Source organism: Litoreibacter sp. (genome assembly GCF_058136045.1).
Genome location: NZ_JBYVDD010000007.1, coordinates 51,818 through 73,644, shown reverse-complemented (window position 1 = coordinate 73,644; position 21,827 = coordinate 51,818). Strand labels below are relative to the sequence as shown.

At 57.1% G+C, this 21,827-nt stretch carries 23 protein-coding genes and 1 riboswitch; of the genes, 11 read left to right on the top strand and 12 right to left on the bottom strand.

All coding sequences use genetic code 11. The features are described from left to right. Positions 1-43 precede the first annotated feature (43 nt). Together AC3Y7R_RS11015 and AC3Y7R_RS11010 are read right to left on the bottom strand one after the other, a co-directional pair. On the bottom strand, positions 44-880 hold the full coding sequence (locus tag AC3Y7R_RS11015) for a sugar phosphate isomerase/epimerase family protein (RefSeq protein WP_490042097.1): 837 nt from the start codon (positions 878-880) through the stop codon (positions 44-46). Further along, positions 877-1,860, bottom strand: a complete 984-nt coding sequence (locus tag AC3Y7R_RS11010; protein ID WP_490042096.1) for a fatty acid desaturase — start codon at positions 1,858-1,860, stop codon at positions 877-879. Before AC3Y7R_RS11010 ends, AC3Y7R_RS11015 begins: the two co-directional genes overlap by 4 nt. 93 nt (positions 1,861-1,953) lie before the next feature. Here AC3Y7R_RS11010 and AC3Y7R_RS11005 point away from each other — a divergent pair, with 93 nt between their 5' ends. Continuing rightward, positions 1,954-2,838 carry a LysR substrate-binding domain-containing protein gene (locus AC3Y7R_RS11005; protein ID WP_490042095.1) on the top strand — a complete coding sequence of 295 codons (885 nt, stop codon included), beginning with the start codon at positions 1,954-1,956 and terminating at the stop codon, positions 2,836-2,838. Here the strand turns inward: AC3Y7R_RS11005 and AC3Y7R_RS11000 are convergent. The 8 genes from AC3Y7R_RS11000 to AC3Y7R_RS10965 all read right to left on the bottom strand — a co-directional run bounded on the left by AC3Y7R_RS11000 (position 2,804) and on the right by AC3Y7R_RS10965 (position 9,805). Then, positions 2,804-3,154 carry a hypothetical protein gene (locus tag AC3Y7R_RS11000; protein ID WP_490042094.1) on the bottom strand — a complete coding sequence of 117 codons (351 nt, stop codon included), beginning with the start codon at positions 3,152-3,154 and terminating at the stop codon, positions 2,804-2,806. The genes AC3Y7R_RS11005 and AC3Y7R_RS11000 overlap by 35 nt on opposite strands. A 75-nt stretch (positions 3,155-3,229) precedes the next feature. After that, positions 3,230-4,000, bottom strand: coding sequence for a precorrin-4 C(11)-methyltransferase (gene cobM / locus AC3Y7R_RS10995; protein ID WP_490042093.1), 771 nt, complete (start codon positions 3,998-4,000; stop codon positions 3,230-3,232). After that, positions 3,997-5,808: a precorrin-3B C(17)-methyltransferase gene (cobJ, locus tag AC3Y7R_RS10990; protein WP_490042092.1), complete on the bottom strand. Its 1,812-nt coding sequence runs from the start codon at positions 5,806-5,808 to the stop codon at positions 3,997-3,999. Before cobJ ends, cobM begins: the two co-directional genes overlap by 4 nt. Continuing rightward, positions 5,799-6,500: a precorrin-2 C(20)-methyltransferase gene (gene cobI, locus AC3Y7R_RS10985; protein WP_490042091.1), complete on the bottom strand. Its 702-nt coding sequence runs from the start codon at positions 6,498-6,500 to the stop codon at positions 5,799-5,801. The genes cobJ and cobI overlap by 10 nt, the downstream gene beginning before the upstream one ends. Beyond that, complete coding sequence (cbiE, locus tag AC3Y7R_RS10980) at positions 6,497-7,699, bottom strand: precorrin-6y C5,15-methyltransferase (decarboxylating) subunit CbiE (protein WP_490042090.1); 1,203 nt, start codon at positions 7,697-7,699, stop codon at positions 6,497-6,499. The genes cobI and cbiE overlap by 4 nt, the downstream gene beginning before the upstream one ends. After that, entirely contained in the window at positions 7,696-8,334 is a 639-nt protein-coding gene (locus AC3Y7R_RS10975; protein ID WP_490042089.1) for a precorrin-8X methylmutase, read from the bottom strand. The genes cbiE and AC3Y7R_RS10975 overlap by 4 nt, the downstream gene beginning before the upstream one ends. Positions 8,335-8,372: 38 nt before the next feature. Further along, positions 8,373-9,587 (bottom strand): sirohydrochlorin chelatase, encoded by a 1,215-nt coding sequence (locus tag AC3Y7R_RS10970; RefSeq protein WP_490042088.1) that lies wholly within the window; start codon positions 9,585-9,587, stop codon positions 8,373-8,375. Beyond that, positions 9,584-9,805, bottom strand: a complete 222-nt coding sequence (locus AC3Y7R_RS10965) for a DUF6732 family protein (protein WP_490042087.1) — start codon at positions 9,803-9,805, stop codon at positions 9,584-9,586. Before AC3Y7R_RS10965 ends, AC3Y7R_RS10970 begins: the two co-directional genes overlap by 4 nt. A gap of 304 nt (positions 9,806-10,109) precedes the next feature. On the opposite strand from AC3Y7R_RS10965, the gene AC3Y7R_RS10960 reads away from it, so the two are divergent. Further along, entirely contained in the window at positions 10,110-11,084 is a 975-nt protein-coding gene (locus AC3Y7R_RS10960; protein WP_490042086.1) for a glutathione S-transferase family protein, read from the top strand. Between the two features lies 1 nt (position 11,085). Here the strand turns inward: AC3Y7R_RS10960 and AC3Y7R_RS10955 are convergent, their stop codons facing one another. Beyond that, positions 11,086-11,448, bottom strand: coding sequence for a hypothetical protein (locus AC3Y7R_RS10955; RefSeq protein ID WP_490042085.1), 363 nt, complete (start codon positions 11,446-11,448; stop codon positions 11,086-11,088). Between the two features lie 211 nt (positions 11,449-11,659). Here AC3Y7R_RS10955 and AC3Y7R_RS10950 point away from each other — a divergent pair, with 211 nt between their 5' ends. From AC3Y7R_RS10950 to AC3Y7R_RS10930, 5 genes are all read left to right on the top strand, one after another. Then, entirely contained in the window at positions 11,660-12,034 is a 375-nt protein-coding gene (locus AC3Y7R_RS10950) for a DUF1636 family protein (protein ID WP_490042084.1), read from the top strand. After that, a complete protein-coding gene (gene cobD, locus AC3Y7R_RS10945; RefSeq protein ID WP_490042083.1) occupies positions 12,027-12,977 on the top strand; it encodes a threonine-phosphate decarboxylase CobD in 951 nt (316 codons plus the stop codon). The genes AC3Y7R_RS10950 and cobD overlap by 8 nt, the downstream gene beginning before the upstream one ends. Beyond that, a complete protein-coding gene (gene cbiB / locus AC3Y7R_RS10940; protein ID WP_490042082.1) occupies positions 12,950-13,873 on the top strand; it encodes an adenosylcobinamide-phosphate synthase CbiB in 924 nt (307 codons plus the stop codon). Before cobD ends, cbiB begins: the two co-directional genes overlap by 28 nt. Before the next feature lie 29 nt (positions 13,874-13,902). Continuing rightward, positions 13,903-15,066, top strand: a complete 1,164-nt coding sequence (locus AC3Y7R_RS10935) for a lytic murein transglycosylase (protein ID WP_490042081.1) — start codon at positions 13,903-13,905, stop codon at positions 15,064-15,066. 71 nt (positions 15,067-15,137) lie between these two features. Next, positions 15,138-15,464, top strand: a complete 327-nt coding sequence (locus AC3Y7R_RS10930) for an H-NS histone family protein (RefSeq protein WP_490042080.1) — start codon at positions 15,138-15,140, stop codon at positions 15,462-15,464. A gap of 71 nt (positions 15,465-15,535) precedes the next feature. Here the strand turns inward: AC3Y7R_RS10930 and smc are convergent, their stop codons facing one another. Further along, positions 15,536-18,991 carry a chromosome segregation protein SMC gene (gene smc / locus AC3Y7R_RS10925; protein ID WP_490042079.1) on the bottom strand — a complete coding sequence of 1,152 codons (3,456 nt, stop codon included), beginning with the start codon at positions 18,989-18,991 and terminating at the stop codon, positions 15,536-15,538. A gap of 178 nt (positions 18,992-19,169) precedes the next feature. Continuing rightward, positions 19,170-19,386: riboswitch (cobalamin riboswitch) on the top strand. Between the two features lie 33 nt (positions 19,387-19,419). Here smc and AC3Y7R_RS10920 point away from each other — a divergent pair. From AC3Y7R_RS10920 to AC3Y7R_RS10905, 4 genes are read left to right on the top strand one after another with little or no spacing between them, the layout of a single operon-like run. After that, complete coding sequence (locus AC3Y7R_RS10920) at positions 19,420-19,605, top strand: CbtB domain-containing protein (RefSeq protein ID WP_490042078.1); 186 nt, start codon at positions 19,420-19,422, stop codon at positions 19,603-19,605. A gap of 15 nt (positions 19,606-19,620) precedes the next feature. Next, positions 19,621-20,304 carry a CbtA family protein gene (locus AC3Y7R_RS10915; RefSeq protein ID WP_490042077.1) on the top strand — a complete coding sequence of 228 codons (684 nt, stop codon included), beginning with the start codon at positions 19,621-19,623 and terminating at the stop codon, positions 20,302-20,304. Positions 20,305-20,308: 4 nt separating this feature from the next. Continuing rightward, entirely contained in the window at positions 20,309-21,367 is a 1,059-nt protein-coding gene (cobW, locus tag AC3Y7R_RS10910) for a cobalamin biosynthesis protein CobW (protein WP_490042076.1), read from the top strand. 5 nt (positions 21,368-21,372) lie between these two features. Beyond that, positions 21,373-21,819 (top strand): GNAT family N-acetyltransferase, encoded by a 447-nt coding sequence (locus tag AC3Y7R_RS10905; protein ID WP_490042075.1) that lies wholly within the window; start codon positions 21,373-21,375, stop codon positions 21,817-21,819. Positions 21,820-21,827 lie beyond the last annotated feature (8 nt).

Sequence of the window (21,827 nt, the reverse complement as noted above, 5' to 3'; positions counted from 1 at the left end):
ATCACCTGCTTCGAATCCTGCAAACCCGCCACCGTATCACTAATCACCCTCCTAGATCGTCCCAAATCTCTTCCACCCAACCCTTTATCACCTGCGCCTCTTCCCAGCGATTAGACAGCTCTCGCCCGTCTGCACCCGTCATTGCGTACTCGGGCGGACCAAGCTCGCACAGGAAAATACAGTCTCCATCCGCGTTGCGCGCGCGCCATGACGCCATCCCCTCGCGCCACCAGCCTTTAAACAACTCCACCCATTTCTGGTGCTGCGGAAAATCCAACGGCAGCTGAATTTGTTGACGGCTCGCCACCCGTCCCTGAAAACTGTCCGAGCGCGCAAGCACACGGCTGATCAACCCCATGTCATGATCACTCAATGGGTGCCAAAACTCCCGATCCACGACGTAATGAGACAGGTCCGCGCAAACCCTCATTTCAGGAATGCGATCGAGAAGTTGCAGCATCGTATAAAGGTCATTGGTGATGCAATTGCGGTGCGTCTCGAACTGAATCGGCATCCCAATTTTATCGGACATCTCCAACCACGCATTGATCACCGGCACCATATCATCCAGCGCAATCGGCATCACCTGCCCGATCACATCGACAAATGGCGCGCCAAAATCTTTGGCCATGAGAAGCGTGTCTTCAAGACTTCCAATCGTCTTGGGAAACGCCACAATCAAGGGCGTCAGCCCGTTCGCCTCCATGTGCGGGCGCACCGCATGGGCGACGTCCACATCCGACGCGCCCAGATCAATTGCCATGCCATCAAACCCGGCAGCTGCCACCATTTCGCACACCTGATCATAGGGCAGTTTCACCCCGGATTGATCATGCGGCTGCATGGCCCAAAGCGAGGTATAGGTCTGAAGCTGCCTCATTCCGCTGGTATCCGAGCGGAGCGGCCTCCGGTTAACGGAACGATCCAAACCTCATCCATCGGATATTGGCTCTCGTCCTTGGCGCGCAACTTTTGGATCACCTCCATCTGGAATTCGATCCAGCCCATGCGGTGTACCTCGCCTGCCTGCGCCTCGATCTTGGCATTCAAATCGCGCAGTTTCCAAAACGGCACGGCGGGGAATACATGGTGCGCGGTGTGATAGGGCATTTGCCAACACAACCAACGGATCAGCGCATTGGTGCGGGTGGACCGGGTGTTTTCAAAAATGTCATCCTCATGGGACAGGCCCAGATGCTCGATGGTATTTTGCAATTGATGAATGGGCTTGGTCAGCACCATTGGCAGCAGCCAAAACGTGACCGCCACCCAAGACCCCGCGACGATGCTAGCCGCCAAAATCAGCGCATAAAGGGCAAGATGAATTCGCGCTTCGCGGATGACTTTGGCCTCTTCTTCAGCGCGAATATATGGCTCTAGAATAATCCCGCGCGCACGCCTGATATTGCCGACAATACGGTTGCGCCAATAGGTGATGCCACTGAGCCAAAGCAAATAAGTGGTGAGTGTATAGGGTTCGCGCACCAACTCCCCGTCGCGCTCCCAATCCTGCGTATAAGTGTGGTGAGCGAAATGCATGACTTGATCAAAATCACGCGGGAACACCTGAATGAACCCGATAAAGCGCCCGAACAGCTCATTCAACTTGCGTGTTTTGAACACTGTAGCGTGGCTTAATTCATGCTGTGCGGCGTAAAGGAAATTCAACAAAACCCCCAAAGCCAACCCGCTAAGCCAAACCCACGATGTACCCATAGCCTGCGCGTGTAGCACTGCAACAATAGCAATTGCGCCAAGGTGGCTGGCCATTTGCAGCCCACCGCGCAGATCGGACCGCTCGTTAAGCGCGCGCAGCTCTTGCGGTGTTAAAAGCTTGCGGCGTGAAAATGTGGCATCCATCGCGGGTCTCCTTTGAGGTATCGACGGAGTTTGACCTGTATTATTTTTCATGTCATACGAATAATTATACAGTCAAACATGAACTATACTCATATGTTCCTCCCCTCCGCATCCGCCCTACAGGCCTTGGTGACGCTTTCGCGCACCGGATCAATCACACGCACCGCAGATGTATTATCCGTCACCCAATCCGCAATCAGCCACAAACTAAAAGCCCTAGAGGGTCAACTAGGCTTCACCTTGATCACCCGTGAAGGGCGCGGTGTGCGCTTAACGGAACGCGCCCGCCACTACGTGTCCGAGATCAGCCCAGCGCTGGATATTCTTGCCCGCGCGTCGAAAACCCAATCCTTATCCGGCTCATTAACCTTGAATGTCGCATCGGGCTTTGCATCAAGCTGGTTGGCATCCCGCCTTGGCAGTTTTTCAGCCAAGCACCCTGGACTGGCATTGCGTATCAATACCCCCCGTGGCTATGGCGATTTGGGCGCACGCCGCAACGATCTTTATATTAGCTTTCTACTACCCGAAGAAGCGCCTGCAGGCGCAACCAAGCTGATGGATGTCAGCTTCTTTCCAGTCGCGGCACCCTCTCTGGTTGGCGGACAAATATTAGCGGACGCACAGGCATTAACCCATTTCCCGCTGTTACACCTCGACAACAGACAAGACTGGCAAGGATGGCTGGACGACGTGGAAAACACCGTGATCACAGATCCCGGAATTGTGTTTCAGGACTTACAAATCATGGAAGCAGCAACAAAGGCTGGCCAAGGGATATCCCTCGGCGACAGCTTAACCAGTCGGGCTGCAATGATGCGAGGGGAGTTGATGCAAGTCCACCAACGAGAGCTGAAATCGCCACGCGCCTATTGGTTGGTGCCGGGAATTGCCCCCTTAAGCGAGGGCGCCAAGGCCTTCGCCGATTGGTTAACGGCAGAGATTAGTGCTGCGGAAGCAAAGCCACCGGCGCGGTAACGTCCCGCACAAAATCCAACGCCGGACCTTGAGCTGTGGCCGTATTGCGCTTGAATTCGAACACAACCGCCTCCCCATCAAGGGAAGCCGCGACGACCAAAGCCTGATACAAATGGCGCGCCCCATCATAGATATCGACCAAGCCGCGCAGCCGTGGGGCAAGCTCACGGTCTATGGAGAAATGGGTATCTTCTAGGTTAACGATCGGGATCATCTCATCACCCGCCCGCACCCGCAAACGGGTCTTCTTCGCCGATGCCTGCATTTGCGCACGGACTAAACCCTCGGCCACTTCTTTGGGCAGAAACTCGATCATGGCAGTGATTCCTTATGCTTTCCCTCTGGGGATACTGAACACAGGAGTCCTTAACATCAAGTTTTTACAACAATTTTACGAAACACGTACTTTCGGGCGTAAAACATGGGGCGTGTCCGGGTCATACAAAGCACTGTCACGGAAATCCTTCACCTCGGCCAAAGCTGGCCCCACAAGGACCAATGCAGTGCGCGTGATTTTCTCGGCCCGAACTTTTTCGCGAATATCTTTCAACGTCCCACGTAGAAAAATCTGGTCCGGCCACGACGCACGATAGGCCACAACAACAGGGCAATCTTCGCCGTAATACGGGATCAACACGCGCTCAATTTCTCGCAGCGCACGAATACCCAAATGGATCGCCAAAGTGGCCCCTGTGCGCGCAAAGTTTTCCAATGTCTCACCCGCAGGCATGGAGGTCGACTTCATCGACATACGCGTCAACACGATGGATTGCGCGATTTCCGGCACGGTCAGCTCTTGCCCCAAGGCCGCCGCAGCAGCGGCATAGGCAGACACTCCCGGGATGATTTCATAGTCGATCCCTTCCGCCTTGAGGCGGCGAATTTGCTCGGCGATGGCCCCATAAAGCGACGGATCACCCGAGTGAACCCGCGCCACGTCTTGTCCCTTGGCGTGGGCCTTCATGATCTCGGCATGGGTGTCATCCAGCGTCATTGGCGCAGTGTCCATAACCAAAGCGCCCTCCGGCGTGCCAGCCACAACTTCCGGCGGCACCAAGGAGCCTGCATAAAGGCACACGGGGCAACGCGCGATGATTTTTTGCGCCTTTAGGGTCAGCAGCTCCGGGTCGCCCGGCCCCGCACCAACAAAGTAAACGGTCATGAAGAAATCCCTGTCTTGGCCAAATCGCCATCAATTTTACGCGCATAACCGCGCGGCGTGTACATACGTGGACCTTCGCCCAATTGCGCCAGTTTGGAGTGGCTGGACCCGATTAAAACAACGGTCAGCATATCAACCTCATCGACCTCTAATTCGTCCAAGCGACGGTAGCGAACATGCTCTTCCGGGCGGCCCAGCGATGAGGCTAGCATAACCGGCGTATTGGCAGGGCGATGTTGCAGCAAAATGTCACGCGCCTCGGCCAGAAGCGTGCGGCGACGCATCGACACCGGGTTGTAAAAGGCGATCACAAAATCCCCTTCAGCGGCGGCATGCAAGCGCTTGATGATGTCTTCGCGCGGCGTCAGCAAATCCGACAGAGAGATGGCGCAAAAGTCATGACCCAACGGCGCGCCAGCCCGCGCCGCCGCCCCTTGCAAGGCCGACACACCGGGGGTCGAGACAATTTCGACACGCCGTGCTGCGTCCGACACGCCCATCTGGTCAGGGCCGCGATCCAACAGCTCGAACACCAGCGCGCCCATTGCGTAAATGCCCGCGTCGCCAGAGCAAATCAGCGCCACATTACGCCCCTCACCCGCGCGCTCCAGCGCGTAGCGGCACCGATCCTCTTCACCGCCCAGCGGGAAGTCAGACCTCTGTTTTCCGTATGCTAGCGGCCCTAACAGGTCGATATATAGCCCATAGCCAACCAGTTCTTCAGCCTGCGATATCAGGTGCGACGCCTCTGGCGTGCGCCATGAATGCTGCCCCGGTCCGATGCCGATAATCGACAGCTTGCCCCGCGCACGACCGCGCAATTCCGTGATCGGATCAGGCGCAAGAGCGATGGCGCAGGTCGCGCTTTTGGTCTTTTGTTTTGCCGCCATCAAGGTTGCCGCAGCACCCGCCCCAGCCAAGGCCGCCGCCTCGGAGACGCCATGGGTTCCCACCTCGGCAAAAACCACATCGGACGGGTTTTCCAGTCGCGAGGTCTCGCGCTCCAACATTGCCGCATCAAACACACGCACGGGTAAGTTCAACTCACGCGATAAAGCATGCACCGCAGGCTCGTCAGCTTTCAAATCCAGCGTATAAATCGCCTTGATCGCACCCGCTGCCAAGTTGGCCTCAGCCATCGTTTTGCGCACAAGTTCTGCTAGCTCTTCCGGCGCACAATTGCGCGCGCACCCGACCCCAAGCGTAGCGCGCTGTGGGTGAAACACCAAATCCGCCTCTGACGGCTCAATGGTGCACGCGATGGCCACGGCATCGCCTTTTGGCAAATCCGCCAACCAAGGTGCATCCCCCGAAACTGTCGCCCCGCCACCTGACAACAATGTCGCCATGACGTCTTTGGCATTGTCAGGATTGGCAAGCCTGTAGCCCAAAGGTGGCTCATCCAGCGCCACACCAAGCGCCACATCGCCAGCCGTGGTGACGGCGGCCGTCGCTTGCAACTCATCGGCAATTTTGGCCGCAAGGCGGTTCGCGCCGCGATGCCCACCAAGCAAAGGAACCACTACCGCGCCATCGTCCGAGATCGACACCAGCGGCGGCTCTGCGGTCTTGTCAGCCAGCACCGGGGCCACGGCACGGATCAAAATGCCCGACGCACAAACGCCAATGATCGGCGTGCCTGCAAGAAAAAGCATGCGCACATGATCCAGCGCATTTGGGAAGAACACCGCGGCCTCATCAACACGACCCTCACGACCGTGCACCGGGGCTGAAAGTAAGTGCGCCACGCGGTGCGCGACGGCCTCGCCAGCACGGTTAAGGCATAGGACAACGGGAGTTATAGCCATGGATCGGCCCCTTTGGTGAGCAGTATCATTGAAAAATATGGGGCCTTTTCAGGGGCCTTTGCCAGCGGCAGCACGACTTCTTCAGGCAAGGTCGCGCGCTCTATGTATTTGGCCTGATCGGTCAATCCAAGCGCCGCGATCACGCCGCGAATTTTCGGCAAGTGACGCCCGACCTTCATGATGGCCACGCTTTCGGCCCCCTCTATGCGGGCGCGCAGCTCGGCCTCGGGCAAGGGGCCGGGCAGAATTGTCAGACGCTCGTTGCGCGCAGCCAGCGGCATCTCGGCACGCGCGGCGCAGGCCGTGACCGAGGTCACGCCGGGGATGATCTGTGTATCGAAACGACCCGACAGGCGTGCAAACAGGTACATGAAAGAGCCGTAAAAAAACGGGTCGCCCTCACACAAGCAAACCACGTCACCGCCTTGCGATAAGGTTTCCTCGATCTGCTTGGCGGCAACATCGTAAGCCTGTTGGGCCGGCTCGCGTTCCGTTGACATCGGGATATCTATGCGAATTTCATGCACGTCCGGCGCAATAATGCCCGCCGCGATTGCGCGTGCGAAACTGTCCCCTCCCGCCAGCGTCGGATAGGCAATAACCTTCGCCGCACCAATAATGCGGGCGGCTTTCAAAGTCATCAACTCCGGATCACCGGGGCCAAGACCTACCCCATACAACGTGCCATTCATCGTTTCACAAGGCTCCACTGAGTGACGGTTCTAGATGGCTTCCACCCGGTTAAACGCCCCACAGGTTCAGCCCGTTGAACGCCAATTTTCACCAAACTGCCGCCATGTTGTTTGTGAAGCTGGATCAAGATCGCTTCACTTTCCAATGTCACCGCATTGGCCACCAAACGCCCCAATGGGCGCAGGTTTTTCCATGCAAGGTCGAAAGTCTCGACACTTAATCCGCCACCGATAAAAATCGCATCCGGCGCATCAAGATCACGCAACGCTGCGGGGACTTCACCCTCGATCAACTGCAACTTTGGCGCGCCCAGTGCCAATGCATTCTCGGCGGCCATTGCCCGCCTGTCAGCGCGCGGCTCGATCCCGATGGCGCGCGCGTAGCGTGCCGCGCGCATCCACTCGATCGCCACCGAGCCGGACCCGGTGCCGATATCCCATAAAAGCGCGCCGCGCATGGGCATCAGCTTGGCCACCGTCGCGGCACGGACTTCTTGCTTGGTCATAGTGCCGTCCGAGTGAAACAGGCTGTCATCAAGCCCCGGAACACGCGGCAAAAGCGCTGCATCGGCTGCCGCAATACAATGCACGGCAAGCGTATTAAAGGCAGGAACCTCATGCGCCCAATTCGCAGCCGTGCCATCAAAGCGCTGCTCGCGCGCACCGCCCATAGACGCAAGGACCGTCATCTGAGATTGACCAAAACCGCGATCAGTCAGGAATTTGGCAATTTGCGCGGGTGTCTCTGCACCAGTGGTCAGGATAATAAGCCGCTGGTCAGGTTGAATAAACGCCACCATCTGGTGGACCGGCCTGCCATGCACCGTCAGGGTCTCAACATCGGCAAGGCTCCAGCCCATGCGCGCGGCGGTTAGCTGGAATGCGGACAATTGCGGGTGGTAGACGATCTGCGAGGGATCAATCGAGCGCCCGATACGCGCGCCCACTGAAAACCACAGCGGATCCCCCGTAGCCAACACAACGACGCGCTTGCCCTTGTAGCGCTCAAGCGTCTCTATCAAAGCATCAAACGGTGATGGCCACGCAACACGAGTGGCCGCGATATTATCCGATAACTGGTGATGGCGGTCCCCGCCAATGATGACCTCGGCGGTCTCGACGATCGTGCGGGTTGCGGGTGTTAAGCCCTCCATCCCGTCCTCGCCAATGCCAACGATATGGAGCCATTTTTGCGTCATGAGGATACCTCCGGCAGGCCAGCCGCCAATGCGTTTACCGCAGCCGACGCCAGTGCCGAGCCGCCTTTGCGGCCCCTGAGCGCCACGAAATCACAGCCGCGTGGATTGGCCGCAAGCTCTGCCTTTGATTCCGCTGCGCCGACAAAACCCACAGGGAACCCCAAGATTACGGCGGGCTTGGGGAAGCCTTGGTCAATCAGGTCCAATAGATGAAATAGGGCGGTCGGCGCGTTCCCGATGGCCACAATAGCGCCTGCAATATGCGGCTCCCACAGCTCAACCGCCGCGGCCGACCTTGTGTTGCGCATCTTTGCAGCGCGGTCTGGCGTGCTGGGGTCGTTAAGGGTCACGATAACCTCATTACCGCGGGGCAAATAGCGACGGATAATTCCCGCACCAACCATTTCACAATCACACAAGATCGGCTTTCCATCAGCCAACGCCTGATGCCCCACAGTGTACGCATCCTCCGAGAACGCTAAGCGGTCCGCGATCTCAACCATCCCGCAAGCATGGATCACCCGTATGGCAAGGCGGTCCAGATCATTTGGAAAACGGTCCAGATTAGCCTCGGCGCGAACCGTTGCAAAACTTTGGGCGTAAATCGCTGAGGGGGTCTTTTCGTAGGGTCTCACGGGCACTCTCAAATTGCGAAGGCTGAGGCCTTCAGTGGTTATATTTTGGCCTTACGGGCGCTCTCTGGCCCATGCGGATGTTTAGCGTATGGATACGTCGCATGATGGTGGTCGTGATCATGGTGGTGATGGTGATCGTGGTGGTGAGCGTCACTATGCGAATGGTCGTGGTGATGATGGTGATGCCCCTCGACTTCAAGGCGGCACATGCCTGTGCAAAAGACATCACAAAGCGCGCAATCCTCAACGTTGGAGCCGGGTGCATTGGCCCCCTGGCCCTCCACATGGTGGTGATGCGATTCTTGCACCGCACCCACTTCGCCCTCAAATCCTAGAACTTCCGTGCGATACTTGCACAAGACACATGTGGGCGGTGCCACATCGCCAAATGCGGGATGATCAACTGGCGCAATCTTTTGCACTTCCTCATCCCCGATGGCAAGAACTTGAGTGCGATATTGGCAAATGCCGCAATTGGGCGGCGGGTTGCTTCCCATCTGCTCGGTGATCCGCTCTGCAAAGGTTTCCAACACGGACGGGTGGTCATTAAGGTAGCCTGCTTTGACGAACTCAATGTCGGTGTGCTCCGCCGCGACCTGATCGGTGAAGCCATAGATACGGTCAATCAAAATACCGGTGAACAGGAAATACGGAAACACCACGATGCGCTTATAGCCCAGCTTGGCGGCATGGCTCAGACACGGCTCTACCAGCGGGAAGGTGACGCCAGAATAGCCGACCTCGACCCAGCCAAAGCCCATGCCTTCGTGCAGCATCCGCGCAATTTTAGAGACGTTCCCGTTCGCATCCGGATCAGATGCCCCACGGCCAATAACCACAAGGCACGTCTGCTCATTAGAAACATGCGACACCGCATTGGCCGCATCGACAGCCTCTTGAATACGCTCGCCAGCGGCGCTGATCATCTTCGGGTCAACCCCAAGCTCGCGGCCATAACTGACGTCGACACCATGCTTGGCAGCATAGGTATTCAACACGGTGGGGATGTCATTCTTGGAATGCATCGCAGCAAACAACATGCCCGGCACCGCGAGGATTTTATCACATCCTTGGGCGCGCAACTTATCCAGCCCGTCGCGGATCACTGGGTTAGCGAATTCTAGGTATCCGTACTCAACCGGCCATTCCGGTGGCAGATAGGACGGTAATTTTTCGGCCAGCACCGAAAACTGATCCACTGCCGCCTGAGAGCGAGAACCGTGACCACAAATCATCACACCAATTTTGCTCATGCCGCTTCTTCCTCTTGACCCTCGGACGGCTCGGCCTCGGCCGTATCAGCATCCTTTTTACCCTTCAAAGCGCCCCAGATAGACACTGCAATCGCGGCCCCCAATGCCGCGCCTGCGACCCAATGGTCGTGGCTGGCCATCTCGCCCAAATGGCCAACATGTGCAAAGGCCGGAGCCCCAATCAACAAAAAGAAAAAGGTGACTAACATCCGGATCATGGCCGCGCCTCACTATCAAACATCCATAGGAAAAGGCTGGGGGCAACGACCCACATCACGACGATGCAACCGTTAGATCCCCTAAGTGGGTCGATCCGTGGGCTGCCAACCTCTCTGGGCACAATGCCCTCGTCTTGAGTCGTAGGTATATGGATTACAAACGCGCCCCGCAATGGGTCAGAGCGGCGCATAACGTCACATTTGCGCCCCCATCACAGCTTGCGCGCAGTTTCTGTGCACTGCTGCCAAGTGACAGCAGGCCAACTGGCAGGCTAAATCACTGGCAAGCAACAAAGGGGACCCCATGGGACAATTGGTTGACGGCACTTGGCACGACGTTTGGTACGATACTAAATCGACTGGCGGCAGCTTTAAGCGATCCACGGCAGGGTTTCGCAACTGGCTCACCTCAGATGGTCGCGCAGGGCCCACTGGCGAGGCCGGATTTACCGCCGAGGCTGGGCGTTACCACTTGTATGTCTCGGACGCCTGCCCATGGGCGCATCGCGCCTTAATTTTCCGAAAGCTGAAAGGCTTGGAGACCCTGATCGACACCTCCACCGTGCACCCGGACATGCTTGGGGATGGCTGGACCTTCGAGGCTGACACGCAAGGCGCCACCGGAGATACAGTGTACGGGCTGCCTTTTGCACGCGACATCTACACCAAGGCCGATCCGACAATTTCCGGACGGGTGACGGTGCCAATCCTATGGGACAAGCAGCGCGAAACCATCGTCAGCAACGAATCTTCCGAGATCATTCGGATGTTCAACTCTGCCTTCGACGGGATTACTGGAAACACTTTGGATTTTTGGCCCAAGGCACAACAAGATGCGATTGAGGCGGTAAACGCCCGCGTTTATGACACCGTAAATAATGGCGTCTACAAGGCTGGATTTGCCACCACACAATCCGCCTATGACGCAGCAATCGAGCCACTTTTCGACAGCCTAGATTGGCTGGAAGGCCTGTTGGGGGAAACCCGTTATCTGACAGGAGCCGCGATAACCGAGGCCGATTGGCGGCTGTTCACTACACTGGTGCGGTTCGATTTGGTCTACCATTTGCACTTCAAATGCAATCGCAAGCGGATCATTGACTACCCCAACCTTTGGGCCTTCACCCGTGAGCTGTTCCAATGGCCTGGCGTGCAAGAGACAGTGAATTTCCACCACATCGTGCGCCACTACCACTACAGCCACGACACGATTAATCCCAACCGCATCATCCCAGTGAACCCCACCCTAGATTGGCTTGCGCCTCACAACAGGGGCTAGATTAGCGTGCATGGTACTCGACAACCGCCGCCAAATCAGAAGGCGACGTGTTGGCGGGAACCATCGCACAGGCATTGGGCATGTAACGAAAGATCGACCCGTCCGAGAAAAAGCTGCTGCTCGTTACGAACACAACTTTAGCCTCGGGGCGCCGAAAGCTTGCGTAGTCGGCAATTGCCGATGCGTCACCCGCAAAGGAACGCAGATTAAGGTTAATCACAAGAACATCAAAGTGACGATCGCGTAGTCGCTCCTCTGCTTCTTCTTGGGTATGAACAAGGGTGACTTGGCATCCTAGGCGACCAACATGATCCGCCCAAATATTTCCAAGCCCACCTCCATTTTCGACGATGAGAACTTCCATAACAAACTCCGACCATAGGCGAGGGGTTGGCCGGTACACTTCCCAGTTTACATTATTGGTCCTGACGTTGCAGGACGCCTTATTGTGTGACGGCAATCCCTAACGAAGTATTAACAAACTGTCACTAAAGCCAATTCAAGTTGATCTTCTTGCGTATTTGGCAAAATTCCGCTTCATGTGCTTCTGACCGTAACATGGCACGAGATTTTTGATGACGACTTGGATCACAATTTGCGACACCTGCAAGCGCGATGACTGGGAAACTAGGGCCCCCGACGTGACGGACGGGGAGACCTTTGCCGATCTCATAGAGACCGCTGCCAAAGGAAAACCCGACGTTCGAACCCGCCGCCATTCTTGCCTGATGGGATGCGCGCGCGGGTGCAACGTGGCCATTCAAGGTGCCAATAAATTAACCTATACAGTTGGCGAGTTTGAAGCCACCCAAGAGGCCGCCGAGGCTGTCGTTAACTACGCCACTCTGCACGCCGAAAGCACGTCGGGCCAAGTCCCTTACAAACAATGGCCACAAGCCATCAAAGGTCATTTCATAACCCGCCACCCACCTCTGCCCAGCGATGACTAAAGCTCCACGAGATCACGGTGGCGGGCTTGATGCCGCCGCGCTTCAATATGGCGGTGACCGGTCGCGATGGCTCGACCTGTCTACCGGCATTAACCCCGTGCCTTATCCTATCGGTGACATCCCCGCCGAGGCATGGACAGCCCTCCCCGACCAAGCCGCATTTGACCGCCTTATCCATGCCGCGCGGCACTTTTGGAACGTCCCGAAAGGCGCGCAGATCGTGCCTGCACCCGGCGCGTCATCCGTCATTGCCCGCATACCCGGCTTACTGCCCCAAGGAAGCGCCTATATCCCCGGCCCCACCTACAATGAGCACGCCGCCGCCTTTCGCAGCGCCGGGTTCAACGTGACCGAAACCTCCACATCAAATGCCTGTGCACAGGTGTTCGTACACCCCAACAACCCGACCGGAGCCTTCGCTCCCGATCACGCCTTGACCGCAAACACCTTCACCATTCTGGACGAGAGCTTTTGCGACGTGACGCCAGAGCGCAGCCTGATCCAGCATAGCGACACATCCAACACCCTAGTCCTCAAAAGCTTCGGTAAATTCTGGGGGCTGGCCGGACTACGCCTCGGCTTTGCAATCTGCGCCCCCACCACTGCCATGCGGCTACGCGACATGATCGGCCCCTGGCCTGTCGCGGGTCCGGCGTTAACCATCGGCGCGCAGGCCTTGCAAGACACCACTTGGGCCAAGGCCACCCGCATCAGGCTCGCAAATGATGCCGACCGCATGGACAAGCTTATGGCAAAAGCCGGCGCATCTCTCATAGGCGGCACCACATTATTTCGCCTGTATGACGTGGGAGACGCGGCCGCATGGCAAGACCAGCTTGCCCGAAATCAAGTGTGGTCCCGCATCTTTCCCTACTCCTCGCGCTGGCTCCGCCTAGGTTTGCCCGCACCGGATCAATGGGACCAACTCGAGGCCGCACTGTGACGCTCGCCTTAGCCATGTTGCTCGACGCCTTACTCGGGGAGCCAAAGTGGTTATGGAGCCGCATCCCCCATCCTGCCGTCTTGATGGGAGACCTAATCTCGTGGCTGGAAACGCGCCTCAATAACGGCCCGAACCGACGCGCAAAAGGCGTGGCACTAGTGGCTGTTTTAGTGCTCGGGGCCATGATCATGGGGCAAGCCCTGTCAGCCTTCGGCCCCCCCGTTGAAATCATAGTTACGGCCATTCTTCTAGCTCAACGCTCCCTTGTTGACCACGTAGCCGATGTTGGGCGCGCCTTACGTCTGAGCCTGTCAGACGGGCGCATGATGGTCGCCCGTATTGTTGGCCGTGATGTCGCCCAGCTCGACCGCGCTGGCGTCATCCGTGGCGCAATTGAAAGTGCTGCCGAAAATCTCAGTGACGGTGTGATTGCCCCAATATTCTGGTTTGGCGTGGCGGGCCTACCGGGGCTTTTGGCCTACAAAATCATCAACACTGCAGATAGTATGATCGGCTACCGCACCACGCGCTACGCACAATTCGGCTGGGCCGCCGCGCGCTTAGATGATGTCGTGAATTGGCCCGCCGCACGGCTCACTGCGATCTTGATTGCAGTGTCACACACCCGCACAAGCGCAATGACCATCGCCATCCGTGACGCAGGCTTGCACCGATCCCCCAATGCGGGGTGGCCCGAGGCCGCCATGGCCTGCGTCCTTGATGTCTCGCTTTCTGGGCCACGCAGCTATGATGGCACCCTGCGCGAAGAGCCCTTTGTCTACCCCGAGGGCCGCCACGACCTGACCGCCGATGATATTGACGCGGCCGTTACCAGCCTGTGGCGAACATGGGGGCTGACCTTCGCCCTCGTTGCTCTCTGGGGGATGATTGCTTAGGGTGCTCCCGACCTAAAACCGGAGCTTCCATGCGTCACTTAATTCTTGCCGCCGCCTTGTCATTTACGGCCACAGTCACCCATGCAAATTGCGGAGGGAGCTGGAGCAATTTTATTGGGGGCTTAAGGCAAGAGGCGGTGGCCAAGGGGCATTCAAAGACTGCTGTAGAGCGCTTCTTCGCGGGCGCCCGGCAAGACCAAAAAGTGTTAAAAGCCGACCGCGCTCAAGGGGTATTCAAACGCGACTTTATTGATTTCTCCCGCCGGATCATTTCCAAAGGGAGGCTTAATAAAGGCCGCGCTAACGCGAAAAAATACGCTTCAACGTTCAAACGCGCACAACGCGACTACGGTGTACCGTCTGGTGTGTTGTTAGCTTTTTGGGCACTGGAAACCGATTACGGAGCAGTGCAAGGTGACTTTAATACGCTAAATGCACTCGTCACCTTAAGCCACGATTGCCGTCGCCCCGAACTGTTCCGGCCTCAAATTTTTGCAGCCCTCGAATTATTTGAGCGAGGTAATTTCAGCCCCAAATCCACAAAAGGAGCTTGGGCCGGTGAAATTGGAATGGTCCAAATGCTGCCCGAGGACATTATTGAAAATGGTGTCGATGGCGACGGAGACGGCAAAGTCAGTCTCAAAACCTCTGCCCCGGACGCGCTTTTGTCAGGGGCAAAAATGTTGCGATCTCTAGGCTGGACGCCGGGGCAGGCTTGGTTGCAAGAAATTAAAGTTCCCACGAAAATGGACTGGTCCAAGACCGGATTGAACACATCTCTCAGTGTAAAAGACTGGGCTTCCATGGGCGTTAAACCCAGGTCTGGAAAATTCCAGGGCGGGGTCGGTTCTATTATTTTGCCCATGGGTCGAAAAGGACCAGCATTCATCGCTTATCCAAATTTTCGCGTATATTTCGAGTGGAATCAAAGCTTTGTCTACGTCACCACCGCTGCATACTTTGCGACACGCCTTTCGGGTGCGCCCATTTACAACCCCGGCAAACCAGATGCAGGGCTAACTGATGCGAATATGAAGTCTCTCCAGAAAAAATTAGCAAAACGCGGCCACAATGTTGGGAAAATTGACGGCATCCTTGGGTCAGGAACACGTAGCGCTGTACAGGCCGAGCAAAAACGGCTCGGCCTTCCCGCCGACGCGTGGCCAACAATCACACTCCTTAAGAAGTTATAGTTTGCAAGAATACTTGGTTTTATCCATTTTTTGATGTACGCAGATAGAATTAACGCTGGGGAGCATTAAAAATGGCTAAAATCGATCTGAAATCACTGTCGTTGACAGAACTAAACGCACTGAAGACCCGTGTGGAAAAAGCAATTGAACGGCACGGGAAAAAACAAAAAGCAAATGCTTTAGCTGCGCTTAAAGCAAAAGCAAAAGAAATGGGCTTTTCATTGGATGAGCTGACAGGAACAAAGCCAGCAAAAACATCCGCACCAAAGAAAGCTGCGAAAGCCGCCTATCGTGATCCTAGTGACGCGAGCAAAACTTGGGCTGGCCGTGGGGCGCGCCCACTTTGGTTGAAAGAAGCTTTATCGGCTGGGAAATCTCTCGACGACTTCAAAATCTAGAGTTTTATTAAGGTGGCGAATGCCACTTCGAAATAAACACATTAGATACTTTCGATATGCAGGTGGTGGTCTTAGTTGACCATCGCCTCTGCCTTTTTCAGGTCTACCGATACCAATTGGGACACGCCCAATTCCGCCATCGTAACCCCAAAGAGACGGTCCATTCTCGCCATCGTCACCGCGTGGTGCGTGATAATCAAAAAGCGCGTATTGGTCCGGCGCGTCATCTCATCCAGCATGTCGCAGAAGCGGGTCACATTCGCGTCGTCAAGTGGCGCGTCAACTTCGTCGAGCACGCAAATCGGTGCGGGGTTCGCAAGGAATACAGCAAAGATTAACGCCAGTGCTGTCAGTGTTTGTTCGCCGCCCGAGAGCAACGACAGGGTCGATAATTTTTTGCCCGGAGGCTGGCACATAATCTCCAGCCCTGCCTCAAGAGGGTCGTCACTTTCGACCATAACCAGTTTAGCCTCGCCGCCACCAAACAAGTGTTTGAACAGGACTGAGAAGCTAGAATTCACTTCCTCAAACGCCGTCAACAACCGCTCGCGGCCTTCTTTGTTCAACGATGCGATGCCACCTCGCAAAGCGGAAATGGCAGCCTCCAGATCGGTCTTTTCCTTGAGCAAGCTATCATGCTCCTCGGACACCTCTTTGGTGTCCTCTTCTGCGCGCAAATTCACCGCCCCCAGCGCATCACGTTGGCGCTTCAACCGGTTCACGTCCGCCTCAATTTTCTCTGACGCGGGCATCTCCTCAGGGTTAATGTCCAGCGTTTCGAGCAAATCTTGTGGGGTCGTTTCCACCTCTTCAAAGATGCGATCTACCGCATAGGTCACGGTCTCTTTGGCCGCCTCTGCGCGGGCTTCCGAGCGCGCCCGTGCCTCCCGCGCTTCCGAGGCCTGCCGCTCCGCATCCCGTTCCGTTTGAATGCCCTCACGCAGGGCCGTTTCGGCCTCAACTAAATTGTCTGAGGCCGCCCGGCGACGCACCTCGGCTTCGCCAATTGCGGTGCTCAACTCATCTCGCTTCGCGGCCAGTTCAGCGGGGGCGGCGGATGCGTCTTTTAGCTCTGCTTCGGATGTCGCCTTGCGCTCTTCCAGCTCGCCAATCCGTTTACCAGCGGTCTCCAGTCGGTACTTCCAGCCACTCACCTCCGTGGTGATTTCTTGGCTCCGTTTGGTGCGCGCCTCGCCTTCGCGCCGCAATTCATCATGGGCCGAGCGCTTTGCCATCATCGTCATCCGTGCCGCCTCAACCGTCATTTTGACGTCCTCAACCTCGGCACGGGCCGCTCCCAAATCTCCAAGATCTGCCACGCCCGCATCGGCTTCACGTAACCGCTCACGCGCGGCCATGGCCTCCTCTTCATAACGCGTTACCGCAAGTTCCAAACTCTCCACCCGACCACCAGAGATAGATTTCTCACCCTCGGCACGCGACACCGATCGCGATGCATCCGCCATTGCCCGATCAGCATTTTTACGCGTTTCGCGTGCGTCGCGGTCAGCCTGCGCAGCCTCCGCCAGCTCTTTGATCAGTATCTCATGCGCCAACCGCGCGCCGTCCGCACGGGCAGTTGCACCTTCTAAGGCTTGTTTTAATTCTTCCAAACGGTTGAGCTGTTGCAGCCGCATTGCAGCCGCAGACGGCGCGTCATCTGCGCCGGTCCGAAACCCGTCCCAACGCCACACATCACCCTCAACCGACACCAACCGCTGGCCCGGCAGCAAAACTGCCTGCAAGCGGTTACCATCGTCCACCTCAACCAAACCAACCTGTGACATACGCCGTGCCAACACGTCTGGAATCGTCACGTAGCTGGTCAGTGGGGAAACCCCGTCCGGCAATGATTGTGCCTGCGCATAGGTCGGCAATCGCACCCAGCCGGTCAACTCGTCATCGTCAATTTGTGGGGCCCGCAGATCGTCGGCCAAGGCGGCACCCAGGGCCTTTTCATATCCCGACTTCACCTGAACAACGTCCAACAATTGGCCTTGCTCCGACGTGTCCCGATCCACAAGCCGCGACAGTGCGGTCGCCTCTGCCCTCAGCGCATTCGCCTCGGCTTCGGCCTCGGAGCGTTGCGAGCGTGCATCCCCCTCCCGAGTTTGCGCATCAGAGCGGCCAGTCTCAGTGGCAACCAAGTCGGCATCAGATTTTTCCGCCTGAAGGGATGCCAAAGACAGTGCCGTCTGAGCCGCGATTAAGGATGTGTCGGCATTGGTCGCAGCGGCCTGCGCATGGTCCACCGACGCGCGAGCCTTCAGTGCTTCATCCTCATAGCGGGTCAGCGTTTTGGTGGCATCTTCGCGCAAACGATGTGCTGACTGGTGACGCGCAGCCAAGCGGGCCACGTCTTCCGTATGCTCTGCCAATTGTGTTTCGCGGTCCTGCAAAACAGTCGCAGATTCACGCGCTTGCGTCGCGGCCCCGTCCAGCTTGCTCACATGCCCCTCAGACGCCTTCGCAATTTCGCGAGCTTCCCACTCAAGCCGCTCAATCGTCTCGCCTGCATCACGGTTCAACGCGGTCTCGCGCTCGATGTCACGCGCCAATTGGTCAATCCGCGCATTCAAAGTCTCGATCATTTGCTGCGCTTGGCGTTCCTGGTCGCTCAGCGTGTCGCGCTGAACTTGCAAGCGCTGCATCACTGCCGCCGCGATTGCCTCTTCCTCGCGCAGCGGGGGCAATACATCTTCCATGCCTTGGCGCAACTTGGCCACCTCACGCACCTGCGCTTCAGCGACCGCGGCCAGCTTAGTCCGCTCGGTTAACGTCTGACTGACTGTAAGGTTAGCATCTTCGGCCTCTTTCCAACGCCGGTACAGCAACATGCCCTCGGATTGGCGCAGATCTTCGCCAATCTCGCGGTATCGCGCCGCTTGTCGGGCTTGGCGGGCAAGTTGCGCCAATTGCGCGGCCAATTGCTCAACCACGTCATCGACGCGTGTCAGATTGGTCTCTGCCCCCTTCAACTTCAACTCCGCCTCATGGCGACGTTGATACAAGCCAGAAATCCCTGCGGCTTCCTCAAGAATGCGGCGACGCGCTTTGGGCCGTGCATTAATCAGCTCGGATATTTGCCCCTGCCGCACCAGCGCCGGAGAATGCGCACCGGTCGAGGCATCGGCAAATAACATCTGCACATCGCGCGCCCGCACATCCTTGCCATTGGTCTTATAGGCCGAGCCTGCGTCGCGTGTGATCCGGCGAATAATCTCCAGATTATCAAGATCATTGAACCCCGCAGGCGCAAGCCGCTCACCATTATCGATATGCAAAGAGACTTCGGCAAAGTTGCGCGCGGGCCGTGAGGAGGCTCCCGCAAAAATCACGTCTTCCATGCCGCCGCCACGCATCGCTTTGGCGCGATTTTCGCCCATGACCCAGCGCAGGGCCTCCAGCAGATTGGACTTGCCACAGCCGTTTGGCCCGACCACCCCCGTCAGCCCGTCCGCGATCACCAACTCCGTGGGGTCCACGAAGCTTTTGAAGCCATTTAACCTGAGTTTCGAAAAGCGCAATGCAGCCCCACCAGAATCGGATACTAATAGCCCATTGTTTTAATCATCACCCTTAAGTCAACGCCAAACCACTGCATATCGCCAAATTAGCGGGGTTATCCACAAGATGTTGAAATCTCCCTGCCGTATTCTACCAGTTATGCGGCGTAATCGCACTTGACCCGCGCCCCTGCTCCATCGCATGGTCGCCAAGCATGGTTTTCCGCACCGTGCAAAGCACAGCGGAAAAAAATGGGAATTCGGTGCGCGTGACCCAATCAGGGACGCAATGCCGAGGCCGCCCCCGCGACTGTATGCGGATAGCACCCTGCCACAAAGCCACTGGAGCAATCTGGGAAGGCGGTAGGATGCATCGACCCGTGAGCCAGGAGACCAGCCATGTGTATTGAAACCCATCCCGTCGGGTGTGACGGGTCAAGGAGATAGACATGAAAAACGACGCACAAGTAACCACACTGCAAGCCACCAAAACCACCGACCTGAGCCTCGCCAGCCTTCTAGGCGCCGCTGCTTTGGGCATGGCTTTGCTGTTTGCAACAGGCTTCGCACAGGCTTCCGTTATGCATGACACGGCGCACGATCAGCGCCATGCCATGGCATTTCCGTGCCACTAAGCCACATATAAACCCATGTTTAAAAATGTGTTGACCAGCGCTGTGTTCGCTGGTGTGGCCGTCGGCTTTATTGCTGCCGCGCTACAATTCTGGCTTGTCACTCCACTTTTGTTGGAAGGCGAACTTTACGAGTCCGGGGCGCGGGTGCATTTTGCCACCGACGCCTCCACCCAAAGCGTTGCAGGTTCACCGCCGCGCTTTGAGGACCCCATGCGTCACGCCATGACGGTTGGCTTCAATATGATCACCTTCACGGGGTTTTCCCTGCTGATGGTCGTGGGATTTGCCTTGTCAGAGCGCGGCGGCAATACCATCACCGCACGCCAAGGTCTGGTCTGGGGGCTTGCAGGCTTCATCGCCATGCAACTGGCCCCCGCTATAGGCCTTGCGCCAGAATTGCCCGGCATGGTCGCCGCCGAAGTGGCCGCGCGCCAAATCTGGTGGATATCAACCGTGCTTGCCACCATTTGCGGCTTGGCCTTGATCGCCTTCGCCCCAATGATGGGCGCGCTTGCGGGTGTTGCCTTGGTTGCACTGCCCCACATCGTTGGCGCACCGCATCTCGACACCTATTTTGGCGTAGCTCCACCTGAATTATCGGCTCACTTTGTCACCGCATCCCTCGGCAGCTCCGCTGTTGCATGGACGCTTTTGGGCTTCTTTGCTGCCACCCTTTGGACCCGCTTTAAAGAAAGCTAAACCCATGAAAACAAAAATTCCCGCAACCGTTGTCACTGGCTTTCTTGGCGCTGGCAAAACCACCCTTATTCGCCACATGTTAGAGAACGCCAAGGGGCGGCGCATCGCGCTTATCATCAACGAGTTTGGTGATCTTGGCGTTGATGGCGACATTCTAAAAGGCTGCGGGGATGAAACCTGCTCTGAGGATGATATCGTAGAGCTGTCCAATGGCTGCATCTGCTGCACCGTGGCTGATGACTTCATCCCTACCATGCAAAAACTGCTAGAGCGTGAAAACAAGCCCGACCATATCGTCATCGAGACCTCTGGCTTGGCCCTGCCACAACCGCTGATCCGCGCCTTCAACTGGCCCGAAATCTCCACCAAAGTCACCGTTGACGGCGTCGTCACCGTGGTCGATGGCAAGGCCGTCTCCGAGGGGCTGTTTGCCCATAATGTCGCCGCCATTGATGCGCAGCGCAAACTTGATGACAACCTCGATCACGAGACACCCCTGTCGGAATTGTTCGAAGACCAAATCGCGTGCGCCGACATGATCGTGGTCAATAAATCCGACCTGCTCAGCGAGGCGCAAGCCGACGCATTGGTCACTAAACTAAAGACTGACAGCCGCGATGGCGTGCAGGTCATACGCACCTCTATGGGCAAAATCCCCGTTGATGTATTACTTGGCCAAGGCGCTGGCTCCGAGCACGACCTCGACGCGCGCCACGAGGTCCATCACCACCACCATGACCACGATGATGATCACGACCACCACCACCACGACCACAGCCATGACGACTTCGAAAGCTTCGTTGTCACCCGCCCCGAGATCGCTGACCCCAAAGCCTTCGCCGCCCAAGTCGCAGACGTCATCCGCGCCCATAACATCTTGCGCCTCAAAGGTTTCGCCGCCGTCAAAGACAAGCCCATGCGCCTCACCTTGCAAGCAGTCGGCCCGCGCGTAGACACCTATTTCGACGGCCCATTAGGCGATGCCCCGCGTGAAACCCGCCTCGTCGTGATCGGCCAATCTGGCCTCGACCAAGTGGCAATCACCGCCGCGCTATCTGCATAATCCGCATGATTATCGAGCAAACAGACCCACGCGCCCCCCAAGCCATCGCATTACTGCACGCCAGTCACGCCCTGATGGAAAAGCTATTCCCGCCTGAGGATAATTGCTACCTCTCCATCACCGACCTCTGCGCGCCCAATATCCGCTTTTTCACCGCACGCGAAGGGGGCACGTTGCTCGGCTGCGGCGCGCTCAAAAACCTGCAAGCCTATGGCGAGCTTAAATCCATGTTCACCGCCCCCAGCGCACGCGGCAAAGGCGCCGCCTCCGCCATCCTAGTGCGCATCGAGCAAGACGCGCGCGCCCTAAACCTCAGCGCCCTCAAGCTTGAAACTGGCGATCTGCTCCATAACGCACATAAACTCTACGCCAAACACGGCTTCACCCTATGTGGCCCCTTTGGCGATTACGCCGCCAATAAAACCAGCCTCTTCATGGAGAAACCCCTCTAGGTTTCATC

Bases quoted from the DNA above. Each gene is read 5' to 3' on its own strand.
- AC3Y7R_RS11010 (WP_490042096.1), bottom strand. From the start codon at position 1,860: ATGGATGCCACATTTTCACGCCGCAAGCTTTTAACACCGCAAGAGCTG.
- AC3Y7R_RS10915 (WP_490042077.1), top strand. From the start codon at position 19,621: ATGTTTAAAAATGTGTTGACCAGCGCTGTGTTCGCTGGTGTGGCCGTC.
- cobD (WP_490042083.1), top strand. From the start codon at position 12,027: ATGACTAAAGCTCCACGAGATCACGGTGGCGGGCTTGATGCCGCCGCG.
- cobM (WP_490042093.1), bottom strand. From the start codon at position 4,000: ATGACCGTTTACTTTGTTGGTGCGGGGCCGGGCGACCCGGAGCTGCTG.
- AC3Y7R_RS10960 (WP_490042086.1), top strand. From the start codon at position 10,110: ATGGGACAATTGGTTGACGGCACTTGGCACGACGTTTGGTACGATACT.
- AC3Y7R_RS10970 (WP_490042088.1), bottom strand. From the start codon at position 9,587: ATGAGCAAAATTGGTGTGATGATTTGTGGTCACGGTTCTCGCTCTCAG.
- AC3Y7R_RS11015 (WP_490042097.1), bottom strand. From the start codon at position 880: ATGAGGCAGCTTCAGACCTATACCTCGCTTTGGGCCATGCAGCCGCAT.
- AC3Y7R_RS10950 (WP_490042084.1), top strand. From the start codon at position 11,660: ATGACGACTTGGATCACAATTTGCGACACCTGCAAGCGCGATGACTGG.
- AC3Y7R_RS10930 (WP_490042080.1), top strand. From the start codon at position 15,138: ATGGCTAAAATCGATCTGAAATCACTGTCGTTGACAGAACTAAACGCA.
- cbiB (WP_490042082.1), top strand. From the start codon at position 12,950: ATGGGACCAACTCGAGGCCGCACTGTGACGCTCGCCTTAGCCATGTTG.
- cbiE (WP_490042090.1), bottom strand. From the start codon at position 7,699: ATGACGCAAAAATGGCTCCATATCGTTGGCATTGGCGAGGACGGGATG.
- cobI (WP_490042091.1), bottom strand. From the start codon at position 6,500: ATGAATGGCACGTTGTATGGGGTAGGTCTTGGCCCCGGTGATCCGGAG.
- AC3Y7R_RS11005 (WP_490042095.1), top strand. From the start codon at position 1,954: ATGTTCCTCCCCTCCGCATCCGCCCTACAGGCCTTGGTGACGCTTTCG.
- AC3Y7R_RS11000 (WP_490042094.1), bottom strand. From the start codon at position 3,154: ATGATCGAGTTTCTGCCCAAAGAAGTGGCCGAGGGTTTAGTCCGTGCG.
- AC3Y7R_RS10955 (WP_490042085.1), bottom strand. From the start codon at position 11,448: ATGGAAGTTCTCATCGTCGAAAATGGAGGTGGGCTTGGAAATATTTGG.
- AC3Y7R_RS10935 (WP_490042081.1), top strand. From the start codon at position 13,903: ATGCGTCACTTAATTCTTGCCGCCGCCTTGTCATTTACGGCCACAGTC.
- AC3Y7R_RS10920 (WP_490042078.1), top strand. From the start codon at position 19,420: ATGAAAAACGACGCACAAGTAACCACACTGCAAGCCACCAAAACCACC.
- cobW (WP_490042076.1), top strand. From the start codon at position 20,309: ATGAAAACAAAAATTCCCGCAACCGTTGTCACTGGCTTTCTTGGCGCT.
- AC3Y7R_RS10905 (WP_490042075.1), top strand. From the start codon at position 21,373: ATGATTATCGAGCAAACAGACCCACGCGCCCCCCAAGCCATCGCATTA.
- cobJ (WP_490042092.1), bottom strand. From the start codon at position 5,808: ATGGCTATAACTCCCGTTGTCCTATGCCTTAACCGTGCTGGCGAGGCC.
- AC3Y7R_RS10965 (WP_490042087.1), bottom strand. From the start codon at position 9,805: ATGATCCGGATGTTAGTCACCTTTTTCTTTTTGTTGATTGGGGCTCCG.